Genomic DNA, 19828 nt, shown 5'->3' with positions numbered 1-19828 from the left:
ATTACATGCCTTGGTCGAATAATATCCAAGCCACATGTTCAAAATAGCCAGTTATCTGAAAAAAACTCAGATAGCTGGCCATTCGTCGTGCGTACCGAGAAGGTGCGCTTATTTTTGTATTTCGGGCTTACCGAAGAATTTTAGTGTAATAAAATAAGGGAGGTATATATTATGCGAAAATTAAAGAAATCTTCAAAAGATAAGATGTTACGAGGTGTTTGTGGAGGGGTTGCAGATTTTTTCGGTATATCTTCTACAATAATTAGATTAATATTTTTCTTTACAATTCCAACATCTATTATTGTGTATTTAATTTTAGCAGCGACTTTAGAAAAAGATAATAGACTATATTAAAGTGGCCGTTTTCAATCCAGCGAGAGATTTAATCAAACCAATAAAAAGACCACTCCGTGATGGGTGGTCTAGGGTATTAAAACAGGTGACTTTTGGTGACCAAAAAGTGACCAACTGATGATTGAATGTGATTTTTAATGAAAAATTATGATTGATGGTGACACATTTCAATATAATAAATACCGTTAAATCAACACTTTAATAGCTCTTGATTTTCAATTCACAATTCAACGATATGATCGTTGTTGCTTTAGAAGCAGCGATTCAAGACTAAGAGTACCAAGGGTTTATAACTTGGAAGAAATTTCAAATAAACTACACTAAAAATTAATAAGATTTTTTAATCCTCAATGGGTGACTCGACATACGAGAGCCCGTTGAGGATTTTTTCCTATCTCTGACTGTGTCAATAATTGATGTTGGGCGGTTTGTTTTAACGGTTGAGGTTGATTTATTGCAAACAGCAAAACAAAAAATTGATAATGCAACTAAATCATTTTTCACTATTTAACCCCCTTTTTTATGTATATATTTACATTATATGCCTTTAATACAAAGGAAACAGCCTTTTTTCAAAGTGTAACTCATTTAAAAATATCGATGTGTAGAGATGTGCAAGCATAGATTTAGCGTTATTTTTATTGTCAAAATTAAGAGGAAGTACTATATTTTTGTCGAATTGTATGTAGATGGAAAATGAGAGTTTTTATGTATAAAGAAAAGCTTAAACAAAGAATATTAAGTGAACCATCTAAATTTATTTCTTATTTGGAAGAACTTATTAGTGAAAATAGATTTGACGATGGTGAAGCGTTGGAAATATCGATACTTGTCAAAAAAAACGGACCTGAAAGATTATCGGATAAACAATGGTGTGTCTTTTTAGAAAATGGTATATTGCGTGATAATTATGTAGATACATGCGAAAGATGTACTGACCATATTCCTTGGTCATATATGTACAGTGCTATTTTTATAAATAGAGATCATCTTTGTGCTAACTGTAATTATATTGAAAATAAAGAGTGAGTTTTTTGCCTTCCATACTAGTGGAGGGCTTTTTTTTATGCGAAAAGGAAGTTTTGTAATGGAAAAATGGATAGCAGCAGAAGTGGCGTGAATGGCACACTTGTGTCCTATTCTGTGAACGACTTAGGAATAGCTGTAACTGTTTTAATAGGCTTCATAGCTATTGAACATCACAAGAATTATGGGGCGATATCGTAAATCCAAATTTAAACAGCCATGTAGGATTCAACGGCATTGCTCGAAAAAATTATTACATAATATTAGCTGGTTCGGTGTATTTGTTGGAGCTCTTTGTTTCAGGAATTGAATATGCTAGAGATGGGAGCGGTTATTTAGAAAACAAAAACAATTGAACTTAATGGAAAATTTAGTAAATTTTTAGACCCTCCACAGATAATTGTGGAGGGATTTTATTATACAAGAAGGTAGGTGTTAATATGGAAACAAATACGCTTTGGGCATCAGTTATTGGTGGTATTACTGTATGGATTGTATATTTAATTGGCGGTGTGGATGAATTGCTAAGAGCTTTAACAATTTTAATGGCTATCGATTTCACATTAGGTGTAATGGTCGCTTGGTTAATTAAAGACGTAGATTCACGTAAGGCTTTTAAGGGGCTTTTGAAAAAGACAGCAATGATATTAATGGTCGTAGCAGCAGTGCAATTGGACAATGCTACAGACAGTGGCGATTTTATGCGTAATGCTATGATTCTATTTCTAATCGGGATGGAAGGAATCAGCATGATAGAAAACCTTGGACATTTAGGCATTAAGGTACCTCGATTTTTGCAGAACGCATTTACACAATTAAAAAATGATAAAGAAGATAAACCGAAAGATGGTGAAGATAAACCGAAGGATGGTGAAGATAAATGAAAAGCGTAACAACAAATGCCGAGATTTATCCGAACTTTTATCAGCTGGGCAAACAGCATGTCGATTGCTATTCCAAGAGTTCTACAAAGAAGGAATCCGCAACATCTTCATCACTGAAAATGTATCGCAGCCAAGCACGCCAAAATTACTTGTATGCACAAGGTCGAACAAGACCAGGGCCAATTGTCACTTTGACGTTAAATAGCAATCATAAATCACGTTTAGTGTGGGATATTACTGTGGGCCTTCCACAATCTTTATAGGATGTGACTCTATTAAATCGGGTAGGGTTATCGCACGAAAACTAGGCATTATCTGGGGGGGTGATTGGGTAGTTAGTATTGACCGAACACATTTTGAAGTTAGACCTCCTTGGTTAATGCCAAAAGCTTACAAGTTAGAGGGAAAAATAACTGTGCCAACTACTAGCAAAGGACAAGTTCAATTAATTGTGGAAGACAAAAAGGAGGAAATTAAAGTGACAAATTGGAATTCAGTTTCACCAGCAATGAAAATTGAAACAGAAAAATTTATTGCACAGGCAGTTAAAGATGGAGTTATTCAGGCTTCACACTTGAGGGATTTACAGAATTGGTATAATGATAACTGATCGTTTGATGACTTTATGTATTACCATTCAGCAACGACGTAAATAAAAATAACTCAATTAATCCAGTACCCAAATTTTTTGAGTAAAAAAATATCAAATACCAAGATAGCTTAATTGCCGTCTTGATATTTTTTTGTTTAACTTAAATATTAATTATTTTTTATCAGGCATGAATATTGTCATTTGCACAGAACCGTTTAAAGAAACAAGTGTAATTTCAGCATCATTTTTTGTATAATACCCCGATGTGCCCCCATCTTTATATTTTTCACTGTCATCTTCTTTCCAACCTTTTAACATTATTAAAAGTCTATAGTCAAATGGGAAAATGAGACTGATCGTTACCACAAGCCGAAATAATCGTTACTGTAAGCCATTGTGAGAGCATAATTAAAAGACTTGTGTGTAAATTTACTCACAAGTCCCTAGATTAATGTGTGATTGCTTTTGTTTCGGTTGTCGTATTTGAAAATAGCCTCCGATTTTCAAATAATTGTCGCATATTTTTCAATCTGTTTTTCTTTTTGAGCTGATAATCCTGTTTTAGAAAACTTATTGAATTGTTCTTTATCCAAAACTTTTGTCAGTTGATTCATAACCATTTCGGTGATCATATCCTTCATATCGCTAGAACCCTGTTCATTTTCTTGAGATTTTGGTAACTTTGTTTCTTTAATCATGACTTTTTCGCCATTTGCTTTTGTTACATAATGACGTATATAGCCATTCTCTTTCTTGATTTCATATGTTGCTTTGGGTTTTTTATTTTTATCCAAAAATAAATTATCTGACAAACGATTCGATCCATCTTTTTTTAATGTACTAAGATAATAGCTGCTTCCCAATTGAACATTCATTCTACAATCCCGCCTTTTTAATTGTGATACATGTACAGTTTCATCAGTTATATAAAGTGACTATTTACTCTTTTTTTTACTAACTGAAAATTTTATCTACAAAAATCATAACATAGTAAATTGTGAATTGGTAGCAGAATGGGAATTGTGCAACAGATGAGGTTGGGCGTTACCACAGGGGAATATAAGCGTTTGTGCGTTCTTGTAAGTTGTTAGAAGAAAACACAAACTTTGCATTTATGAAATTCAATCCCAAATGCAAGTTCTATCTTGATATTTATGTTAAAATTTGTTAATTTTTCGAGAGTCGAATCTTATACGACGTTTATTTACCCCAAGGTTGTTCGCCATACCTAACTATTTTCGAGGCGGGCGCTGGATGAGTACGTAAAAGCTAAAAGAGCACATATTAGTGAAGACGAATATGTGCTCTACTATATTTATTAAATATATATTATAGAAATATTATTTTTCGCCGCTTAATTCTACTAAGATTTTAGCTTGTGATTTATCGTTTGTTAGCGCTTCAAAGCCTTTTTCTACGATAGCATCTAATTGGATACGGCTAGTGATAATTCCTTGTGGTTTCAATTGACCACTACCCATTAAGTCAACTGTTTGTTGGAATGACGTTGGTGTGTAAGCGATACTTGAAGTGATTTTCACACCTGTATTTGTTAAATGGATTGGATTCCATTCGATTGGACGTGCAAAGATCGATACGATGACCATTGTACCACGAGCTCTTGTTGCATCGATTGCTTGTTTAAATGTTGGTGCCACACCAGCAACTTCAAATGCCACATCAACACCATCTGGAACGATAGCGCGAATAGCTTCCACAGCATTTACTTCACCGGAGTTAATAACGTGAGTAGCACCAAGTTCTTGTGCTTTGGCTAGACGTGTTTCAGATAAATCTAACACGATAATTTTACTTGCACCAGCTGCTTTTGCTGCAATTGCAGTTAATAAACCGATTGGACCGGCACCGAAAATCGCCACAGTATCTCCAAAGCGTAAATTCCCTTCTTTTACAGCTTGTACTGCTACAGCTGTAGGTTCAACAAGCGCTCCGTCTTCAAGCGTCATTGTATCAGGAAGTATGTAAACATTGTTTTCAGGAGCATTTGCAAAAGTAGTAAATCCACCATCACCGTGCAAGCCGATGAAGCTGAAGCCATCATAAGCATCTACATCTTCAGGTTTGTTACCATGTGTTAATGTTGGGTTAATTACAACGCGATCGCCAACTTTAAATTTAGTAACATTAGCGCCAACTTTTTCAATAGTACCAGCAAATTCATGTCCCATAATAAGTGGAGCGATTTCGCCAGTTAATACGTCTTTTTCTTTTGTTGGAACAAAGACCGGACCTTCTTGATATTCATGCAAATCACTACCACAAATACCAGCCCAAGCAACACGAACTGTTACCTCATTATCTTTAAGCGCTTTTAATTCTCTTTCCTCAATACGAATATCTTTTTCGCCGTACCATACTGCTGCTTTCATCATGTCATAACCTCCGATGGAATTTATGTCTTTTTGTCACAATTTCATTCTATCACTATATTAATAGGATACAAATTTAACGACTTGAAATAATGAAATAGGGTTATAACGAAGGTTTTTTAGAACTTCATCATGAAAATAAAGTAACTACTAAAATGCTGCATATGGTAATTTCGGTATAAAAAATACTATATATTGCGTTTCTAATCAATTTAAGTATATTTTATATTATTTTTTCATGTTGATAGAATGATTATTGACATTATATTAATATAAGTGTCTTAAAGAATTCCTTTTCACCGTAAGCGCTAAATGCATTACACCTTTTTGTATTGAAGGTATCGTGAGACAATCACAGTTTGTAGTAAATTATTGTTTACCAATCTACCACTATTGTGGTTGCACCTTTATAGTCTCTATTGCCTAGAATGCTGAATGTGAAGCTAGGCATCTTAAGATGTTGTATATAAGATGAGACCTCTTATAGCCATTTTATTACCACTTATTAGGTCGTGGGGAAATCCTGTGAAATTTAATGTTACATTATGAGGGGAAGGGGCTCCTTGATAATCGATTTAAACATGTGGAAGAATTTATATTTACGAGGAACAAAACCTCAGAAAAGCATATAAGCATATAGAAAGTAGAAAAGATAAACAGTTTAGTTTATATTGAATGTTTAAAAAATGCATGCATATCATTTATACTAAATAAATTTTAGGAGACAGAAAAATGAATAAAAAAACTTGGCTTATTGTTAGCTGCTTAGCAATTTTCATATCTTGTTATTCGGTGGTTCAATATTTTATTATGGATGCACATCAAGCGGGGTTTGTAAAATTGAAGCTTATGTTTATTTCTACATTGCATTCGTTTTGGTACATAATGCTTTATTTACATATCGTATCTGGTATAGTGGCGTTAGTAATTGGCCCCTTTACCTTATTGTCAAAGTTTAGAGAGAAAAATATCAACCGTCATCGAATGTTGGGGAAAATTTATATGTTTGGTATTGTATTCGGCGGTGTTTCAGGACTTTATTTAGCGTTTTATGCTACAGGGGGATGGATCTCTCAATTGGGTTTTGGTTTCTTATCTATCGTTTGGCTGATGACAATATTCCAAGCACTTGCTAAAATTAGCCATAAAAATATTCAGGGTCATCAAAAGTGGATGATAAGAAATTACGCCTTAACATTTGCAGCTGTAACATTAAGAATTTGGCTAGTATTGTTCACGATTCTAATGGGTTATGAAAATTTCATACTTTATTACCCTATGATTGCTTGGCTATGTTGGGTACCCAATTTAATTGTTGCAGAATGGTTTATACAACGAAAACTTAATGTCAAAAAGCAGCAAAAAAGTGTTGATTTACAACTTTAAAAACGAACAGCACATCCTAGTAAAAAACTTTTTTCTAGTAGGTAGTATCATAAGACGTTTCGCCAATTAGATTTGCAGGGAATATAATTTATTTATCTTCGTCTAAAAAAGCAAATTATTATCTCCAACCTTCACGTTGATCTTTTTTGTCATAAGAACGTAGGTTGAAAAATAATTTTCAGTCACCAAGAAAACTAACCAGGAGCTCATTTCAAAGTGAGTACCTGGTCTTTTTGTGTTAAATATAGTCATGAGTTTGTATGACATATAGAAGGCGAATAACAATTTTTCCAAAATAATTACCCATATAATTCAATAATTTGATTTGCTATATATTCGGAGCTAAAATGAACCCCGTCTTTTAGCCACCACATGATTATACCAAGGATTGAGGATGCGAGAATATCCATTGATAAAGTTATACCTGTCGTATCAGTATCCTTTCTTCCACTTTGAAGGACAATCGATTCCTTTAAAATCATATGTAATTTCTTCTTGAAACCCGGGTGTTCGAATAGAACGGCTAAAATTTTTCGATGCTTATAAAAATAATCTAAAAACGTAATCAATTGTTCATGGTTATTGATATCGTCAATTTGTAAAACGGGAGACATTTCCAACGACAAGTCGTCGAAAATATCGTAAACCAACTGCTTTAATAAATCCCCAATATCAAAAAAATGTAAATAAAAAGTCGCGCGATTTAGCTCGGCGTATTGGGATATTTTTTGGACTGTCAGTTTCGAAATATCAGGGTTTTCAATCAATAAATCTATCACAGCTTTTTTAAGCATTCGCTTAGAGCGAACTGCACGAGGATCCTCTTTTTTTTGATTGACCATTATTACGCTCCTTTATCTATTAATTCGAATTTTATCAATACTATTGTAAATAATGTTGATTAGTCAACACATCTTAAAAAATTGTCAATAGGCATCAAAAAATATTAATGATATTATCTATTTTATTGACAGAGTGTCAAAAAAGTAAAGTGCGAAAGGACTACTATATGACGAATTCAATAAATAATAAAGTATTATTAACGGTGTTAATTTTAGGGTGTTTTTTATCCACTCTAAATCAGACATTGTTAAACGTTGCATTAAGTAACTTAATGGACGTATTTTCAGTATCTACTACAACCGTACAGTGGCTTTCTACTGGGTTTATGTTAGTTAACGGTGTATTAGTACCGATCACTGCATATTTAATGAAACGTTTTTCTACACGCCAATTATTTATGAGTTCAATGCTGTTTTTATTAATTGGCTCTATATTGTGTGCGATAGCACCAAACTTCTCAGTCTTATTAATAGGCCGTATGGTTCAAGCCATAGGTGCAGGAATTATTATGCCATTGCTAATGAGTGTAGTTATGTTTATTTTCCCGCCAGAAAAAAGAGGAAGTATGATGGGGTTAATTGGACTTGCTGTGATTTTTGCGCCAGCAATTGCACCTACATTAGCAGGTTTTATTATAGAATATTATTCATGGCGATGGTTATTTATCGGTCTTATTCCATTTGTTACAATAATCATTTTATTAGCGATGAAATATTTAGTGAATGTTTCGGAAACAGAAAAAACGAAATTAGATGTAGGAAGTGTTATGTTATCAACACTTGGCTTTGGCCTTATTTTATATGGTTTTAGTAATGCAGGAAGCCGTGGTTGGGATGATAATGTTGTAATCGTCACGATACTTGTGGGAATCGTCACTACGGCAATGTTCTGTCTACGACAAATTAAATCTTCTGATCCATTGCTTAACTTATCCGTTTTTAAAAATAAGATCTTTACGCTAACATCGATCATCAACATGATCGTCACAATGATGATGTATGCGGATATGGTATTATTACCTATTTATTTACAGAATGGAAGAGGATTCTCAGCTTTCGACGCTGGTTTGCTATTATTACCTGGGGCCCTTGTCAACGCCTTTATGTCTCCGGTTACAGGAAAAATTTATGATCGATTCGGTGCGAAGCCGTTATTTATTATTGGTTTGATTTTTATCATTCCATCTATGTGGGTTGTAACAGATTTAACAGAAACAACAACCTTTATCTTTTTAATGATACGTACCATTTTCCTACGTATAGGATTGAGCTTTATCACAATGCCATTGAATACAGCTAGTTTGAATTCCTTACCTAGAACACTTGTGACGCATGGTACAGCAGTAAACAATACCTTACGCCAAATTTCTGGTGCAATTGGTACTGCTGTGGTTATCACAATTTTTTCAACGCAAACAACAAATCATGCTGAATCCTTACTAAAGGAAACGCCAAATGCTTCGCTTGAAGCTATCCGCACTCTTGCCTCGATTTTAGGCTCAAGTGATGCCTATTATTTCATGACAATCTTAGCTGTCATTGCATTTGTATTGACTCTATTTATGCCATCAAAAAATAAGGTTAAACAACCATCATAATTATGAAGCCAGTACATGTTGTATTGGCTATTTTTTATTGAATAAAGATAGGCGTGGAGGTATGTTCATAAAATTTGATTTCATCACCATGCCTTTAAAGATGTGTCAAAAGCGGATTGGTACTATGAATACGTACAAATTTTAGCTCAATATGGTATTACAATGGGCGATAATGGTTACTTTAAACCAAATCAGCCATTAACCGCCAGCACTTCTCCGTATTTTTAGCAAGAACAATTACAAAATAAAATAAAATAGCGCATTTGGAAATCAAACATTTCCGAATGCGCTTTTTTGATAAAGTTGGAAAAAATGGTGTTCCTAACTAACTATATGTAACATGTTTACATATACAAATTATTTATCCTAATATTTGTAAATGTGCTACACTAGTTTAGATGACTGATTATTCAGTTCTCCAACACAAGCAAAGCATTGCACAAGGGTTTAACTATTTTAAGGGGAATTTCTTTAAGAATAGAAAATCAATAAGGGGGCTTTTAAATATGAAAAAGATTTTACTGGGTATTTTCTTTACGGGTTTAATAATGATGATAGTATCTTGTAATAACAATAATAAGTGGTACCGCCTTTAAAGGAGAGGGAGAAAATTGGATTGGGGAGTTGATTACAAGTAATAACTTTTGGGGACAAGAGATACAGGCTATCAAGATTAATTATATAGGAGAAAACTCTGAACAACTGACATTGACCTATTTATTGCAGTACAGTACATCGTTGAAAGAAGCGGTGACATTGGACGATGTTCCAGCTCTTGTTCATTTGCGATATGAAAAATCATGAATGAAAAGGGGAAATGATAATTATTTCTCATCTGTACACTCAATATAGTATTATTAACTAGGATGAAGGAGCGTGCGAATATGAAATTGATTAAATTCCTACTTATATTGTTGATTTTCATCGGTGTAATTGGCTATGGTGTGTATCATTTTGGTACTCAGTTTGCATCAGATAAGTTAGTGGAGACGATATCGACAGAATTAGAGAACAGCGGAGAAATGGAAGACATTAAGAATACGATTAAACGTGATCCTGAATTAAAATCATTTATGGAAGAAGCGAAAACAGTAGACAGTAGTACATTACCGTTTACGTCAAAAGAAGAAGCCACAAAAGTATTAATTCAGAAAGTGGGTATCTCGGAGCTTAATGATATTCGAGTAAAATTACAAAACGGCTCCATGACAAAAGAAGAGGCTCTTCAAGGCGTCCAAGATAAATTGACAGAAGAGGAACTTACAGCGTTAAAAGTCATCGTTTATAAAGAGTTATATCAGTAAAACGTTGAGTGCGTTATACAAAAAGAAATTTATGATTAGAGAATAATATTAAATCAATCCAAGGACATGCTCTGGCAGCATGTCCTATTTTTTATTTCCTAAAAGTTTGAAAAAAACGTAAAACATTGTCCTCGATTTCAAATAAGAACGGTATATAAGAGGATAAAGGAGCAATTTGAATAAACCAGTTATTCGCGAAACTACGTATTTTTTGTCTCAAGTGGAGAATTGCTATGGGATTGTGCTGTTGAAGTGGCAGAAGCCTTAGCCTTCGATAGTTGTGTTATAGCAGAAGTCACATGGATTATTTGATACAGAAGGCTCCCAATGCAATGACAGATATGATTGATTTAATGGATATCGTTAAACGAGAGAGAACTTAGGGGAATAAGGGGGATGATTATGACAATCGTTAGAGTTCAAAAAAAGGAAAAATATGTTGTGTTAGACAAAGGATTTTTGAATGATAATCGTTTAAGTTGGAAAGCAAAAGGTTTGCTTGCCTATATGCTGTCATTGCCAAATGATTGGTCATTTTGTATGGCTGATTTAGCAACTCGTAGCAAATGCGGTCGTGATGCAACAGGTAATATTGTGAAGGAGCTAATGAATGCTGGCTATATTCACAAGGAACAGGGCAGATCAAACTGTGGAACGTTTGGTAAAATAGAACTCTTAGTGCTTGAAGCACCACAAATGGCACCGTCTACTGAAAAGCCGTTAACGGATTATCCAACAACGGAAAAACCACAAACGGTAAATCCATCACTACTAATTACTAAATCACTAAATAATCATTTACTAAATAATGATAATAAAGATGATAGGAGTTACAACCCTGTAGAGAAACAGTCAAAATTCCAACATGCTTGTCAATTTTACGAGCAAAATGGCTTTGGCTCTCTTGCTTCTCATGTAACGTACAAAATCAGTCATTGGGTGGATAATCTATCAGAAGAACTAGTTATTCATGCAATGAAACTAGCTGTTGAAAACAATGTACTTCGTTGGAATTACGTTGAAAAAATTTTACTAGATTGGCGCAACAAGGGGTTAACAACTAGTGCAGATGTTAAAGCAGACCGACATCGATTTGCAACGCGTAAGCAACAAAAGGATGTACATCGAGGTACACAACAAGGGCGTCATGAACTTATTCCTGAATGGTTCCATCAACGACATGAAGTAAATGTTCAGGAACAAGCAAGCCAAGCGATTAACTTTGAAGCTGAACGTCAAAAAATCTTGGCAAAATTAGAGGTGCCAGGGAGAGAGAGGTAAAACAATTAATTTTCAGTCTCAGACCTATAGCGTAAAAACACTTTGTAACCGTAGTATTCAGTTTTGTAGGTTTGACATTGTTTTATTTTCTTTGACGATTAAATTAATTATTTTTAACATTTGGCACAACATTGATTGGAAAATTCCTTATTAAGATTATGTCTGGACTATATATAGGAAAAACATTCGATGAAATTGCAGCTGAAGTAGGTTATAGTAAAAGCACGATTTACTATAAACATGCAATGCTCATGAAGGTTATCTAATGTCTAGAGAATTGACGCTATAGAAGTGGGAGGAGTTTTTTATGAAAATAGAAAATATTAAAATATACGTTCCAACTGATATTATTACGCATTGGATAGGTGAGGAATTAGAAGAGGGCTATATTGTTACAGAAATAAAAATTGAAAATGATGATATTTTAATTTTTGTTAATGATGAGTTGAAAATTAAATATACCAAGTTACCATACGGAGTTGTCTATCATTAATAACTCATCGCCTGTCATACAATCATGAAATATAATTTTTTTCATTAAATCAACATGAATAGGAATAAACTATTTTTAAAAAAATCGGCTCGGGAGAGTGGCTTAATTTGTTTTGCTGTTGAATTTTAAGAATTGTGCTTAACGCCATTAAGGCTCATAAACGAGTGATGTGAATACAAATACATGATTTGTTAATGAGCCTTATTATTGCGATTTAATAAGTTTTGCCTAAACCGTATGAATGGAAGTTCCATCTTAACAACTTCTGCACCTATGTGTGCTTTCACAACTATAGGTACCTGCTCAGTAGGTGCAACTTTATCAGATGCAGTCGTGTTGCTGTATAATTTCAAAAAAACTAACCTTTAAAGTCTGTACAATTAAATGCCGTTTAGGTGACTGAACAATCAGAGCCTAATGGGCTTTTTTATTTATCTTAAATTATCGAATAAAGCAATTCAGGAATATATTAAGCTTTAAAACTAATATGATTACAACGAATAGAATTAAAAAACGCCCATTCTCAAAATGGAGATGGGCGTTTATAAGTTATGGTGTGTCAAAGAATATGCCAAGACCTATTAGACCAAAAATAATAATAATAAAAAGGACAATGAATAAGATAAACATAATCACACCAGGAATGAATACTGTGAAGAATGCTTTCCAATTTGAAATTTGATGCGCTTCCGCCACTACAGCTATTGTAATAACAAACGACCATATGCTCGTTACAATAGTTAGTAAAACTGTTATCCAGAAAATAATGGGCATGGTACTTGTATATTCAGAAGTCAATAGTGATTCGGGTGACGTGAATAACCAAATTAAATAAAAGGGAATTAGTGCAATCGAAGGGATTAATGTCAGACTTAAAGATTTAAACATTCCTTGATAAGTTGCAGTTCCTTGGAATAACTTACCGAAAAGCAATAATACGCCTGCATAAATAGCTGTAACTATAATGCCTAATATAGGTGAGACCACGATACCAAGCAATGCGATGAGCCAGATGGCCATTCCGGGATAGATATCGCTATCGATTAAACCAGAAAACATTGCCCCAATATAACCAATTGAGACCAATAAAATAGCATAGCCGATTGATTTGTACGTCATCATAAACGCAGCCGTTTGTTTGGGGTGTAACCAAACAGATACAAGTGGATTTAACTGCGAGGTCTGCTGTTCATGTTCATTAAAATTGTTCATTTAAAATCCTCCATAATTAGATAATACTTATAGTGTCTATACGGTCGAGTAAACAAAAAGTTTCATAGAAATTAACAATAATAAGGATTTTTTGTAGTATCCAACGGCACTTCTTACGGGAAGTGCTTTTTTGTTCCCCGTGTGAAAGCAAGCTGCAATCTTAAATAATTCAGGTAAGTGAAAAATAGTTTTTGTGATGAATGGAAAATTATAACCTAATTAGAGCGTGTGTGATGTATCATTGGAATGAACATATACGAGATATGGGAGATGAGATAACGTGTCATTATTACAAATTTTTATGATGATATTGGTGGTGAGCGTGCTTATTAATGGGTTGTTATACTTGCTTTATAAGGACAAAGAAAAAGTGGATAAAGGATTTACTTTTGTTTATTTTGGATTAAGTTCTAGAAGAAAGTTTATTCGCTCGTTATGGTCACTTCCTATTATAATCCTCTCACTTATCGTCATCTACAGATCTAGTGACATCGAATTTTATGAGAAACTAATTATGGTGATTACTTTCTTCGTGTTTTTACTAGAGCTTATTTTTAATTATTATAAGTGGAAAAAATATGGCTATAATGAAAGAGTTAAGAAAGAAACGCTGTGATAGTTGACCTAAAATATCATAGGTACTCCAAAAGACGTGATCCAACTAAAACAAATATAGGATAATATTAAACTTAAATATGAATGAAGTGTAACAATGGATTTTATTTGAGATTAAATGGGAAAATTATAAAAAATTGAAACTTCGATTCGATTCGATCGTATAAAATGTAATAGCATAAAAATGGTAAGAGGGGAGTTTTATATGCGTAAGAAAAATTTATTCATTATGATGGTGGCATTTATGATAGAAGTGATGATTACGTATTTTATTGCCTCGTTCTTCTCCGTAAGATTTATCGAAGTAATGTTTTTCACCGGTTTAGCTTTTGCTGGGGGAATCTTTTACTTTTCTAGTAGTGGTGGAGCAATGTCTAGGTTTTATAATTCTCAAGTTAGTGCGCAAACAGGCATTATTCAGAAAAGTGAACGGTTCATTTTTAAAACAGGTCCGATATTTACGGCTTCCGTTATATTCTTTTTAATTGGATTAGTGTTCTTTATGCTACTAATTGGGGGAATCATTCCGCCAAGCGCAAATTGAATGTTGTGCCATGCTATGCTTATGGAAATGTTTTTAAATGGATTTTTCATGCCATTCTCGAAACAAAATTGAATTTTGAGAAAGTCATCAAGAAAGGGCTAGCGTGTATGATTAAATATCATAGAGGAGAGTCTTTTTGTGTTAATTATTAGTACAATACGAAGTCGGATTCATTAAAAGGGCATTTACTTATAACGAGTCCGACTTTAAACTTTATATAAGAATGGGGGAATCATCATGAAAATTTTTGACACACATTTACATATTATTAATCCGGAATTTCCATTGATTGAAAATCAGGGCTATTTGCCGGATGCTTTTACTTGCGAAGATTATATACATGCTGTCACTGATTTAAATGTAATAGGTGGTGCTATCGTTTCAGGTTCTTTTCAACAGTTTGATCAATCTTATTTAGTAGATGCGTTACAAACTCTTGGTAAAAACTTTGTCGGTGTAACTCAGTTACCTTATGATACGAGTGATGATGAAATTATCAAACTGAATGAACTGGGGGTGAAAGCTCTTCGTTTTAATGTGAATCGTGGTGGTTCAGAGGATGTATCTCGTTTAGATTATTTCGCAAGAAGAGTACACGAGTTAGTTAATTGGCATACAGAGCTCTACATGAATTCGAACGATTTACCAAGTATCATGAAAATCGTAGAAAAACTCCCTGCAGTTTCAATTGACCATCTTGGTTTATCAAAAGATGGACTTCCTAACCTATTAGCTTTGGTGGACAAGGGTGTTAGAGTAAAAGCGACGGGTTTTGGGCGAATTGATTTTAACGCAAGTGAAGCAATTAGGACGATTTATGCTATAAATCCTGACGCGTTAATGTTTGGAACAGATTTACCTTCAACAAGAGCGAAAAGACCGTTCCAATATTTGGATATAGAACTGATAAAAAATAGTCTTGAAGAAGAAGCAGTAAATAAGGTGCTTTATAAAAATGCACTTGATTGGTATATGAGATAAATTGAAAGTGCTTGGGAAAGAGTAGAGTGATAGAACTTATTGCATCGATTTAAAACCTGGGCATTTCGCAAGATGTTAACTTTAGGTGGGACATATAAACGCTATAAGGACTCTTTCAGCGGGTGATGTTTAGTTAAAGAGCCATTTATAGCGTTTGATTTGTTAAGTTCTCGGGGTTTAGGAATTCTGGAAAAAATGCAAAATGGATGGATTGTCCTTTAATCATATTGTAACATTGAGTTATTCATCGTGCCCAATCCTTTTGTGTTGACTTTGACTTCAATATTGACTGCCAAATCTGGAAATATTGTCGGCCATTCGTCTTTGATCTTTTTCCATTCTTTGTGATCTTCGCGATAAAGTACTTCTCCAAATCCTATTATGTCTAACTGATAATTTTTTTGAATGGTCATCAGTGTTTTTTCGATTTGATCTTTAATCAATTCTGCAGTTTTTTTATTGATGTACGTAATGGTTTGGTTTTCAGTTAGATTAATCGCACATTCAACTTCACCCACATTTTGCTCTATAGTAATTTCAACATCAATTTTTGGCGTATCATGTTCAAACTTCCCCTTAATCTTAGTTGTTGATTTTGTAATTTCTGTTGTTAGTTTCCCTTGCTCGGGGCAAGAAATAATTTCAACGGTACTTTTAATTTTATCTTTCAAAAAATTAAAACTTCTACTTTCCTCTTCTGTTAAAAATCCCATTAATTTATCTTCTTTAAATACAACTAAGCCCACATACTTCAATATGACAGGGGTTTTAATTTTTGCTACATTGGTTTTATCTATACCTAATTGTGTGTCACCCTGTATTTCAATGGCAGGTAAAACAGAACTATTTCCTATACTATTAAGGGCATTTATTAAATCTTCAACATTTACAGATAATGTAGAACCCCAAGCTTTTTCAGATCCAGCTAGAGAATTTATTATTTTATTTGCAGGTATTTTTTCGATAGGGGTTAATACATTTAAAATTTCTTTAGCAGTGGCTTGGTGAGATATGATAACAACAAAATTATTTCTAATTTCTTGGTCTCTCGATAATATATCTAGTGTTTGACTGATTCCCTCTTTAGCTAGATTTTCGCCAACTACAAGTACTTGAAGATGTGCAAAATAAGCCTTCCTTGGAGTTAATGTCGTCATTTTCCTTACCGCTTCAAATACTGAATCTCCTTTGGCATTGTAAGTGATTACTGGTGATTGTCCACTAGAAGGTTTGCTTGAAGATACTTCACTAGGATTAACAATTTGTAAAGAAACTTCATATTCCTCTTCTACTTTATCAACACCCACAGCTACTACAATAGCTAGTTCGTTTAATTCTCGTTTACTCCAACAACTACTTAACAATAAGCTGAGTGAAATAAGTAATAACAATGTTATTGATTTTTTTATCTTGGTCACCCCCAAAATAACCTCGGGTACATTTTTGTGATTTCATTATATAGAAGGATAAACATATTAATGGAACACTAATCAATATTACAAATAAAAACAATGTGTTATGTAGGGGAATTATTGGCGCACTTCCAAGGTGTGTGAGTGACAGAAGAAAAAAACTAGAAGCACTTAAACCCAAAATAGCGATAACTGGACATGGCTTACCGATGATTGGAGAAGAACTAACAAATAACTTACAAAAATTAGCGAATAACTTCGAACAGATTGCTCTACCTAACCATAGCAAATATCTGAATTAACGTAATAACAAAATAAGTCCCTAGCAATTTACTAGGGGCACACACAATCTACATGGACTCGTAGTGGAACAAGCAAAACTACTGATTAGTTAATTTGAACCTCCATTGGTGTTTGTCATTGATAGAATAGGGTCCTACCACAATTTGTTCTGTGTCTACCTTTTTCTCGATGATTAACGATTGAGGTGTTTCGCCTGTAAGCGTAGCAGAACCATTATCACCATGTCCTTTAAATTGAAGAACGGCTCCTCTGTTAAAGGGTAGATTATTATAGACCAGGTTTTTATTTTTGAGCCTGGTCTCATGTATATTTTTTGGAAAAAACCTCATTGTTCTATTTGTAGTTTTGACAGTAATTTATCAAATTTATTAGGACTCATTATTTCATGCGTAATAAATTTTCCATTATAAAACAAACCAAAAGTTGTCCATAGCGTCGGGGCATTTTGCGCTTGTTCTGTCGTTGTTATCCGATGAGTCTTGAAAGGCACCTTATGATTTTCTGCGACTTTTTTAAGCTCGTCCACAATACCAACTGCAAAGGGGCATTGAGCTGTATAGTAAATTGCGATACCTTCATTATTTACATTAGAAATTTTCAATTGCGTTTTGAATGAAGGTTCAACTGCATAATCATGCCATTTTAAAGCCATTAATTGAAAATACGGTTCGGCTTGATCTACGACTTCAAATCCTAAATGTTCAAAAAAGCGATTATCACTTAAATACGGTAGCTTTTTCTTACCAGTGATATGTACAATCCCATCCATGTCCCGGGAAATAGCATCTTCTTTACAGTAATCTATTAATTGTTTTGCATAGCCATTCTCTTTATATTTACCAGAAACCCATAAACAATTGATATACATATAATTAGGTGCTTGGATAGGCACCCATGCCATTTCAGCTGGTATATATTCGATAAATACTTTGGCACGTTCATTTAAGCGATAGAACACTAGCCCCTCATCCATTCGATCCGTCAACCATTGTTTCTTTTCTAAAACGGCCTTGTCATATTGTTTGGCCCCTAAAGCACAACAAATATGTTCATTTTCAATATTGTTTTTAGTGATTTGAATGTAGGACATTTTCTCATCGCCTTTCACAATCAGTTATTACTATCTTATAATTACGATTTTATAAAATCCATCTAACTAAATGGATACTTTTTTTCATAGCTATAGAAAATTGAAATTGATCGTTATAAATCTACAAATTACATTTTTTAATTCTTATGCTGTTATTTCTCACCATGTGGTAAAATCATTTTAAACAAATAGTAGTTCTTTTTCAAATAACAGGCAATTTTTATGGTTACTAAAAAATTGAAACGTAGAGGAGATAAGCATATTGAATCAAGCATTATTAGTGATTGATGCCCAACAACAATTGATGGATGGCAATCAAGAAGAAAAAGAAGTGTTTCAGAAAAAAAGATTAATTGAGCATATTAATCGCGTTATCAATCAAGCATTAGAAGCAGGTGCCTCGATTATTTTTGTTAGAGATAAGGATGTAGCAAATGGTCAAGGGCCTGGTTTTCAAGTTCACAATGAAATAAATATTCCAACTAGTACTGCCATTTTTATAGACAAAGAGGCCACTAATGCTTTTTACAAAACGGAATTGCTGCAATATTTAAAAGAACAACAAATCACTCATTTAGTTATCATGGGCTGTAAGACAGAACACTGTATCGATACAGCCGTGAGAACAGCTACGGTTCATGCTTTTGATGTAACGCTCGTAGGGGATGGACATTCGACGACAGATTCTAAGGTTTTGTCTGCAGAAAAAATAATAGCCCACCACAATGATCTCCTTCATGGACATTACAATGTAGACAATTTTTCTGTTGTCAGAAATGCACATGAACATTTATTTGAGCCTAACCATGATCAATATCGTTAATCCCTTTCAAGTCTTCTACAGTATTTAAATGCTGAATGAAAATTGAGCCACGTTCTAAGAGCGTGGCTTTTTATTGTGTAAAATCGTCTTATCGAATAATCTGTAGAAAGAAAACATAAAATTAGTACCAACTATTGATATCAAGTGATAAAATGTGATGTAAGGTTAAAAGGAGGTTTACAATGCTAGATAGTCAAAACATTAAGGACGTTATTTTGCATCGCTACCCGTTTCTTTTAGTAGATAGAATTTTAGAATTAGAAGCAGGAAAGAGAGCTATTGGTATTAAAAATGTCACTATTAATGAAGAATTTCTAAAAGGTCATTTTCCTAATTATCCAATTATGCCAGGTGTGTTAATAGTAGAAGCATTAGCGCAAGTAAGTGCGATAATCATGTCAACAAAAGAAGGAAATCAAGGCAGGTTAGGTTTATTAGCAGGTATCGATAATTGCCGTTTTAAAAAACAAGTAAAATCAGGGGATCAGCTACGTCTTGAAGTGGAGATTACACGACTTAAAGGTCCTATTGGTAAAGGAAAAGGAATGGCAACTGTGGACGGAGAATTAGTATGTGAGACAGAACTGATATTTGCATTTGGTCATTAATCATCACTATTTAAAGGAAGGATCAGTAGTGCTACATTACACTGCTGATCCTTTTTATATGTGGATGATGTAAACCTAAGTTTTCTGGCA

Annotated in this window: 25 protein-coding genes; 17 read left to right on the top strand and 8 right to left on the bottom strand. The window is 33.8% G+C overall.

The window, feature by feature from the left end; all coding sequences use genetic code 11:
* Positions 1–171: 171 nt before the first annotated feature.
* Positions 172–354, top strand: coding sequence for a PspC domain-containing protein (locus tag ACQKII_RS14460; RefSeq protein ID WP_427460351.1), 183 nt, complete (start codon positions 172–174; stop codon positions 352–354).
* Positions 355–681: 327 nt separating this feature from the next.
* Here the strand turns inward: ACQKII_RS14460 and ACQKII_RS14455 are convergent, their stop codons facing one another.
* Complete coding sequence (locus ACQKII_RS14455) at positions 682–858, bottom strand: hypothetical protein (RefSeq protein WP_427460349.1); 177 nt, start codon at positions 856–858, stop codon at positions 682–684.
* Positions 859–1062: 204 nt separating this feature from the next.
* On the opposite strand from ACQKII_RS14455, the gene ACQKII_RS14450 reads away from it, so the two are divergent.
* From ACQKII_RS14450 to ACQKII_RS14435, 4 genes are all read left to right on the top strand, one after another.
* The gene (locus ACQKII_RS14450) at positions 1063–1383 is read left to right on the top strand and encodes a hypothetical protein (RefSeq protein ID WP_427460347.1); all 321 of its coding nucleotides are present in this window, start codon (positions 1063–1065) and stop codon (positions 1381–1383) included.
* Between the two features lie 437 nt (positions 1384–1820).
* Complete coding sequence (locus ACQKII_RS14445; RefSeq protein WP_427460345.1) at positions 1821–2264, top strand: phage holin family protein; 444 nt, start codon at positions 1821–1823, stop codon at positions 2262–2264.
* On the top strand, positions 2261–2527 hold the full coding sequence (locus tag ACQKII_RS14440; RefSeq protein WP_427460343.1) for a hypothetical protein: 267 nt from the start codon (positions 2261–2263) through the stop codon (positions 2525–2527). The genes ACQKII_RS14445 and ACQKII_RS14440 overlap by 4 nt, the downstream gene beginning before the upstream one ends.
* A 215-nt stretch (positions 2528–2742) precedes the next feature.
* Positions 2743–2874, top strand: coding sequence for a hypothetical protein (locus ACQKII_RS14435; protein WP_427460341.1), 132 nt, complete (start codon positions 2743–2745; stop codon positions 2872–2874).
* Positions 2875–3027: 153 nt separating this feature from the next.
* On the opposite strand, the gene ACQKII_RS14430 is transcribed toward ACQKII_RS14435, so the two are convergent.
* The 3 genes from ACQKII_RS14430 to ACQKII_RS14420 form a co-directional block, all read right to left on the bottom strand.
* Positions 3028–3174 carry a hypothetical protein gene (locus ACQKII_RS14430; RefSeq protein ID WP_427460339.1) on the bottom strand — a complete coding sequence of 49 codons (147 nt, stop codon included), beginning with the start codon at positions 3172–3174 and terminating at the stop codon, positions 3028–3030.
* Positions 3175–3359: 185 nt separating this feature from the next.
* On the bottom strand, positions 3360–3731 hold the full coding sequence (locus ACQKII_RS14425; protein ID WP_427460337.1) for a hypothetical protein: 372 nt from the start codon (positions 3729–3731) through the stop codon (positions 3360–3362).
* A gap of 465 nt (positions 3732–4196) precedes the next feature.
* Positions 4197–5246 carry a 2,3-butanediol dehydrogenase gene (locus ACQKII_RS14420; protein ID WP_427460359.1) on the bottom strand — a complete coding sequence of 350 codons (1050 nt, stop codon included), beginning with the start codon at positions 5244–5246 and terminating at the stop codon, positions 4197–4199.
* Positions 5247–5978: 732 nt separating this feature from the next.
* On the opposite strand from ACQKII_RS14420, the gene ACQKII_RS14415 reads away from it, so the two are divergent.
* Positions 5979–6632 (top strand): DUF2306 domain-containing protein, encoded by a 654-nt coding sequence (locus ACQKII_RS14415; RefSeq protein ID WP_427460335.1) that lies wholly within the window; start codon positions 5979–5981, stop codon positions 6630–6632.
* Positions 6633–6931: 299 nt separating this feature from the next.
* Here the strand turns inward: ACQKII_RS14415 and ACQKII_RS14410 are convergent, their stop codons facing one another.
* On the bottom strand, positions 6932–7474 hold the full coding sequence (locus ACQKII_RS14410; RefSeq protein WP_427460333.1) for a TetR/AcrR family transcriptional regulator: 543 nt from the start codon (positions 7472–7474) through the stop codon (positions 6932–6934).
* Between the two features lie 167 nt (positions 7475–7641).
* On the opposite strand from ACQKII_RS14410, the gene ACQKII_RS14405 reads away from it, so the two are divergent.
* From ACQKII_RS14405 to ACQKII_RS14385, 5 genes are all read left to right on the top strand, one after another.
* Positions 7642–9072, top strand: coding sequence for a DHA2 family efflux MFS transporter permease subunit (locus ACQKII_RS14405; protein WP_427460331.1), 1431 nt, complete (start codon positions 7642–7644; stop codon positions 9070–9072).
* A 102-nt stretch (positions 9073–9174) separates the two neighbouring features.
* Positions 9175–9300: an S-layer homology domain-containing protein gene (locus ACQKII_RS14400; RefSeq protein WP_427460329.1), complete on the top strand. Its 126-nt coding sequence runs from the start codon at positions 9175–9177 to the stop codon at positions 9298–9300.
* A gap of 656 nt (positions 9301–9956) precedes the next feature.
* Positions 9957–10376: a hypothetical protein gene (locus tag ACQKII_RS14395; protein WP_427460327.1), complete on the top strand. Its 420-nt coding sequence runs from the start codon at positions 9957–9959 to the stop codon at positions 10374–10376.
* A 402-nt stretch (positions 10377–10778) separates the two neighbouring features.
* Positions 10779–11657 (top strand): DnaD domain protein, encoded by an 879-nt coding sequence (locus ACQKII_RS14390; RefSeq protein ID WP_427460325.1) that lies wholly within the window; start codon positions 10779–10781, stop codon positions 11655–11657.
* A gap of 307 nt (positions 11658–11964) precedes the next feature.
* The gene (locus ACQKII_RS14385; protein ID WP_427460323.1) at positions 11965–12150 is read left to right on the top strand and encodes a hypothetical protein; all 186 of its coding nucleotides are present in this window, start codon (positions 11965–11967) and stop codon (positions 12148–12150) included.
* Positions 12151–12699: 549 nt separating this feature from the next.
* On the opposite strand, the gene ACQKII_RS14380 is transcribed toward ACQKII_RS14385, so the two are convergent.
* Entirely contained in the window at positions 12700–13362 is a 663-nt protein-coding gene (locus ACQKII_RS14380; protein WP_427460322.1) for a YIP1 family protein, read from the bottom strand.
* 280 nt (positions 13363–13642) lie between these two features.
* Here ACQKII_RS14380 and ACQKII_RS14375 point away from each other — a divergent pair, with 280 nt between their 5' ends.
* The 3 genes from ACQKII_RS14375 to ACQKII_RS14365 all read left to right on the top strand — a co-directional run bounded on the left by ACQKII_RS14375 (position 13643) and on the right by ACQKII_RS14365 (position 15502).
* Positions 13643–13978, top strand: coding sequence for a hypothetical protein (locus tag ACQKII_RS14375; RefSeq protein ID WP_427460320.1), 336 nt, complete (start codon positions 13643–13645; stop codon positions 13976–13978).
* A gap of 204 nt (positions 13979–14182) precedes the next feature.
* The gene (locus tag ACQKII_RS14370) at positions 14183–14521 is read left to right on the top strand and encodes a hypothetical protein (protein WP_427460318.1); all 339 of its coding nucleotides are present in this window, start codon (positions 14183–14185) and stop codon (positions 14519–14521) included.
* A gap of 237 nt (positions 14522–14758) precedes the next feature.
* Entirely contained in the window at positions 14759–15502 is a 744-nt protein-coding gene (locus ACQKII_RS14365) for an amidohydrolase family protein (RefSeq protein ID WP_427460316.1), read from the top strand.
* 218 nt (positions 15503–15720) lie between these two features.
* Here ACQKII_RS14365 and ACQKII_RS14360 read toward each other — a convergent pair whose 3' ends face one another.
* On the bottom strand, positions 15721–16920 hold the full coding sequence (locus ACQKII_RS14360; protein ID WP_427460314.1) for a Ger(x)C family spore germination protein: 1200 nt from the start codon (positions 16918–16920) through the stop codon (positions 15721–15723).
* Between the two features lie 134 nt (positions 16921–17054).
* Between ACQKII_RS14360 and ACQKII_RS14355 the strand changes: the two genes are divergently transcribed.
* Entirely contained in the window at positions 17055–17216 is a 162-nt protein-coding gene (locus ACQKII_RS14355) for a hypothetical protein (protein ID WP_427460312.1), read from the top strand.
* Positions 17217–17542: 326 nt separating this feature from the next.
* On the opposite strand, the gene ACQKII_RS14350 is transcribed toward ACQKII_RS14355, so the two are convergent.
* A complete protein-coding gene (locus ACQKII_RS14350; protein ID WP_427460310.1) occupies positions 17543–18307 on the bottom strand; it encodes a GNAT family N-acetyltransferase in 765 nt (254 codons plus the stop codon).
* A gap of 262 nt (positions 18308–18569) precedes the next feature.
* Here ACQKII_RS14350 and ACQKII_RS14345 point away from each other — a divergent pair, with 262 nt between their 5' ends.
* Both ACQKII_RS14345 and fabZ read left to right on the top strand, forming a co-directional pair.
* Entirely contained in the window at positions 18570–19130 is a 561-nt protein-coding gene (locus ACQKII_RS14345; RefSeq protein ID WP_427460308.1) for a cysteine hydrolase family protein, read from the top strand.
* Between the two features lie 182 nt (positions 19131–19312).
* Positions 19313–19738 (top strand): 3-hydroxyacyl-ACP dehydratase FabZ, encoded by a 426-nt coding sequence (fabZ, locus tag ACQKII_RS14340; RefSeq protein WP_427460306.1) that lies wholly within the window; start codon positions 19313–19315, stop codon positions 19736–19738.
* The last annotated feature ends 90 nt before the right edge of the window (positions 19739–19828 follow it).

It is taken from the genome of Lysinibacillus sp. NPDC048646, from assembly GCF_050272295.1.
GTDB lineage: Bacteria > Bacillota > Bacilli > Bacillales_A > Planococcaceae > Lysinibacillus.
Note: the sequence above shows the minus strand (reverse complement) of the source record. Positions and strands in the feature narration are given on the sequence as shown.

What these genes read in the sequence shown, in the direction of transcription:
- ACQKII_RS14390 (WP_427460325.1), top strand. Translation starts at nt 10,779, where the DNA reads ATGACAATCGTTAGAGTTCAAAAAAAGGAAAAATATGTTGTGTTAGAC.
- ACQKII_RS14385 (WP_427460323.1), top strand. Translation starts at nt 11,965, where the DNA reads ATGAAAATAGAAAATATTAAAATATACGTTCCAACTGATATTATTACG.
- ACQKII_RS14380 (WP_427460322.1), bottom strand. Translation starts at nt 13,362, where the DNA reads ATGAACAATTTTAATGAACATGAACAGCAGACCTCGCAGTTAAATCCA.
- ACQKII_RS14420 (WP_427460359.1), bottom strand. Translation starts at nt 5,246, where the DNA reads ATGAAAGCAGCAGTATGGTACGGCGAAAAAGATATTCGTATTGAGGAA.
- ACQKII_RS14425 (WP_427460337.1), bottom strand. Translation starts at nt 3,731, where the DNA reads ATGAATGTTCAATTGGGAAGCAGCTATTATCTTAGTACATTAAAAAAA.
- ACQKII_RS14430 (WP_427460339.1), bottom strand. Translation starts at nt 3,174, where the DNA reads ATGTTAAAAGGTTGGAAAGAAGATGACAGTGAAAAATATAAAGATGGG.
- ACQKII_RS14440 (WP_427460343.1), top strand. Translation starts at nt 2,261, where the DNA reads ATGAAAAGCGTAACAACAAATGCCGAGATTTATCCGAACTTTTATCAG.
- ACQKII_RS14405 (WP_427460331.1), top strand. Translation starts at nt 7,642, where the DNA reads ATGACGAATTCAATAAATAATAAAGTATTATTAACGGTGTTAATTTTA.
- ACQKII_RS14370 (WP_427460318.1), top strand. Translation starts at nt 14,183, where the DNA reads ATGCGTAAGAAAAATTTATTCATTATGATGGTGGCATTTATGATAGAA.
- fabZ (WP_427460306.1), top strand. Translation starts at nt 19,313, where the DNA reads ATGCTAGATAGTCAAAACATTAAGGACGTTATTTTGCATCGCTACCCG.
- ACQKII_RS14445 (WP_427460345.1), top strand. Translation starts at nt 1,821, where the DNA reads ATGGAAACAAATACGCTTTGGGCATCAGTTATTGGTGGTATTACTGTA.
- ACQKII_RS14350 (WP_427460310.1), bottom strand. Translation starts at nt 18,307, where the DNA reads ATGTCCTACATTCAAATCACTAAAAACAATATTGAAAATGAACATATT.
- ACQKII_RS14450 (WP_427460347.1), top strand. Translation starts at nt 1,063, where the DNA reads ATGTATAAAGAAAAGCTTAAACAAAGAATATTAAGTGAACCATCTAAA.
- ACQKII_RS14365 (WP_427460316.1), top strand. Translation starts at nt 14,759, where the DNA reads ATGAAAATTTTTGACACACATTTACATATTATTAATCCGGAATTTCCA.
- ACQKII_RS14410 (WP_427460333.1), bottom strand. Translation starts at nt 7,474, where the DNA reads ATGGTCAATCAAAAAAAAGAGGATCCTCGTGCAGTTCGCTCTAAGCGA.
- ACQKII_RS14460 (WP_427460351.1), top strand. Translation starts at nt 172, where the DNA reads ATGCGAAAATTAAAGAAATCTTCAAAAGATAAGATGTTACGAGGTGTT.
- ACQKII_RS14415 (WP_427460335.1), top strand. Translation starts at nt 5,979, where the DNA reads ATGAATAAAAAAACTTGGCTTATTGTTAGCTGCTTAGCAATTTTCATA.
- ACQKII_RS14395 (WP_427460327.1), top strand. Translation starts at nt 9,957, where the DNA reads ATGAAATTGATTAAATTCCTACTTATATTGTTGATTTTCATCGGTGTA.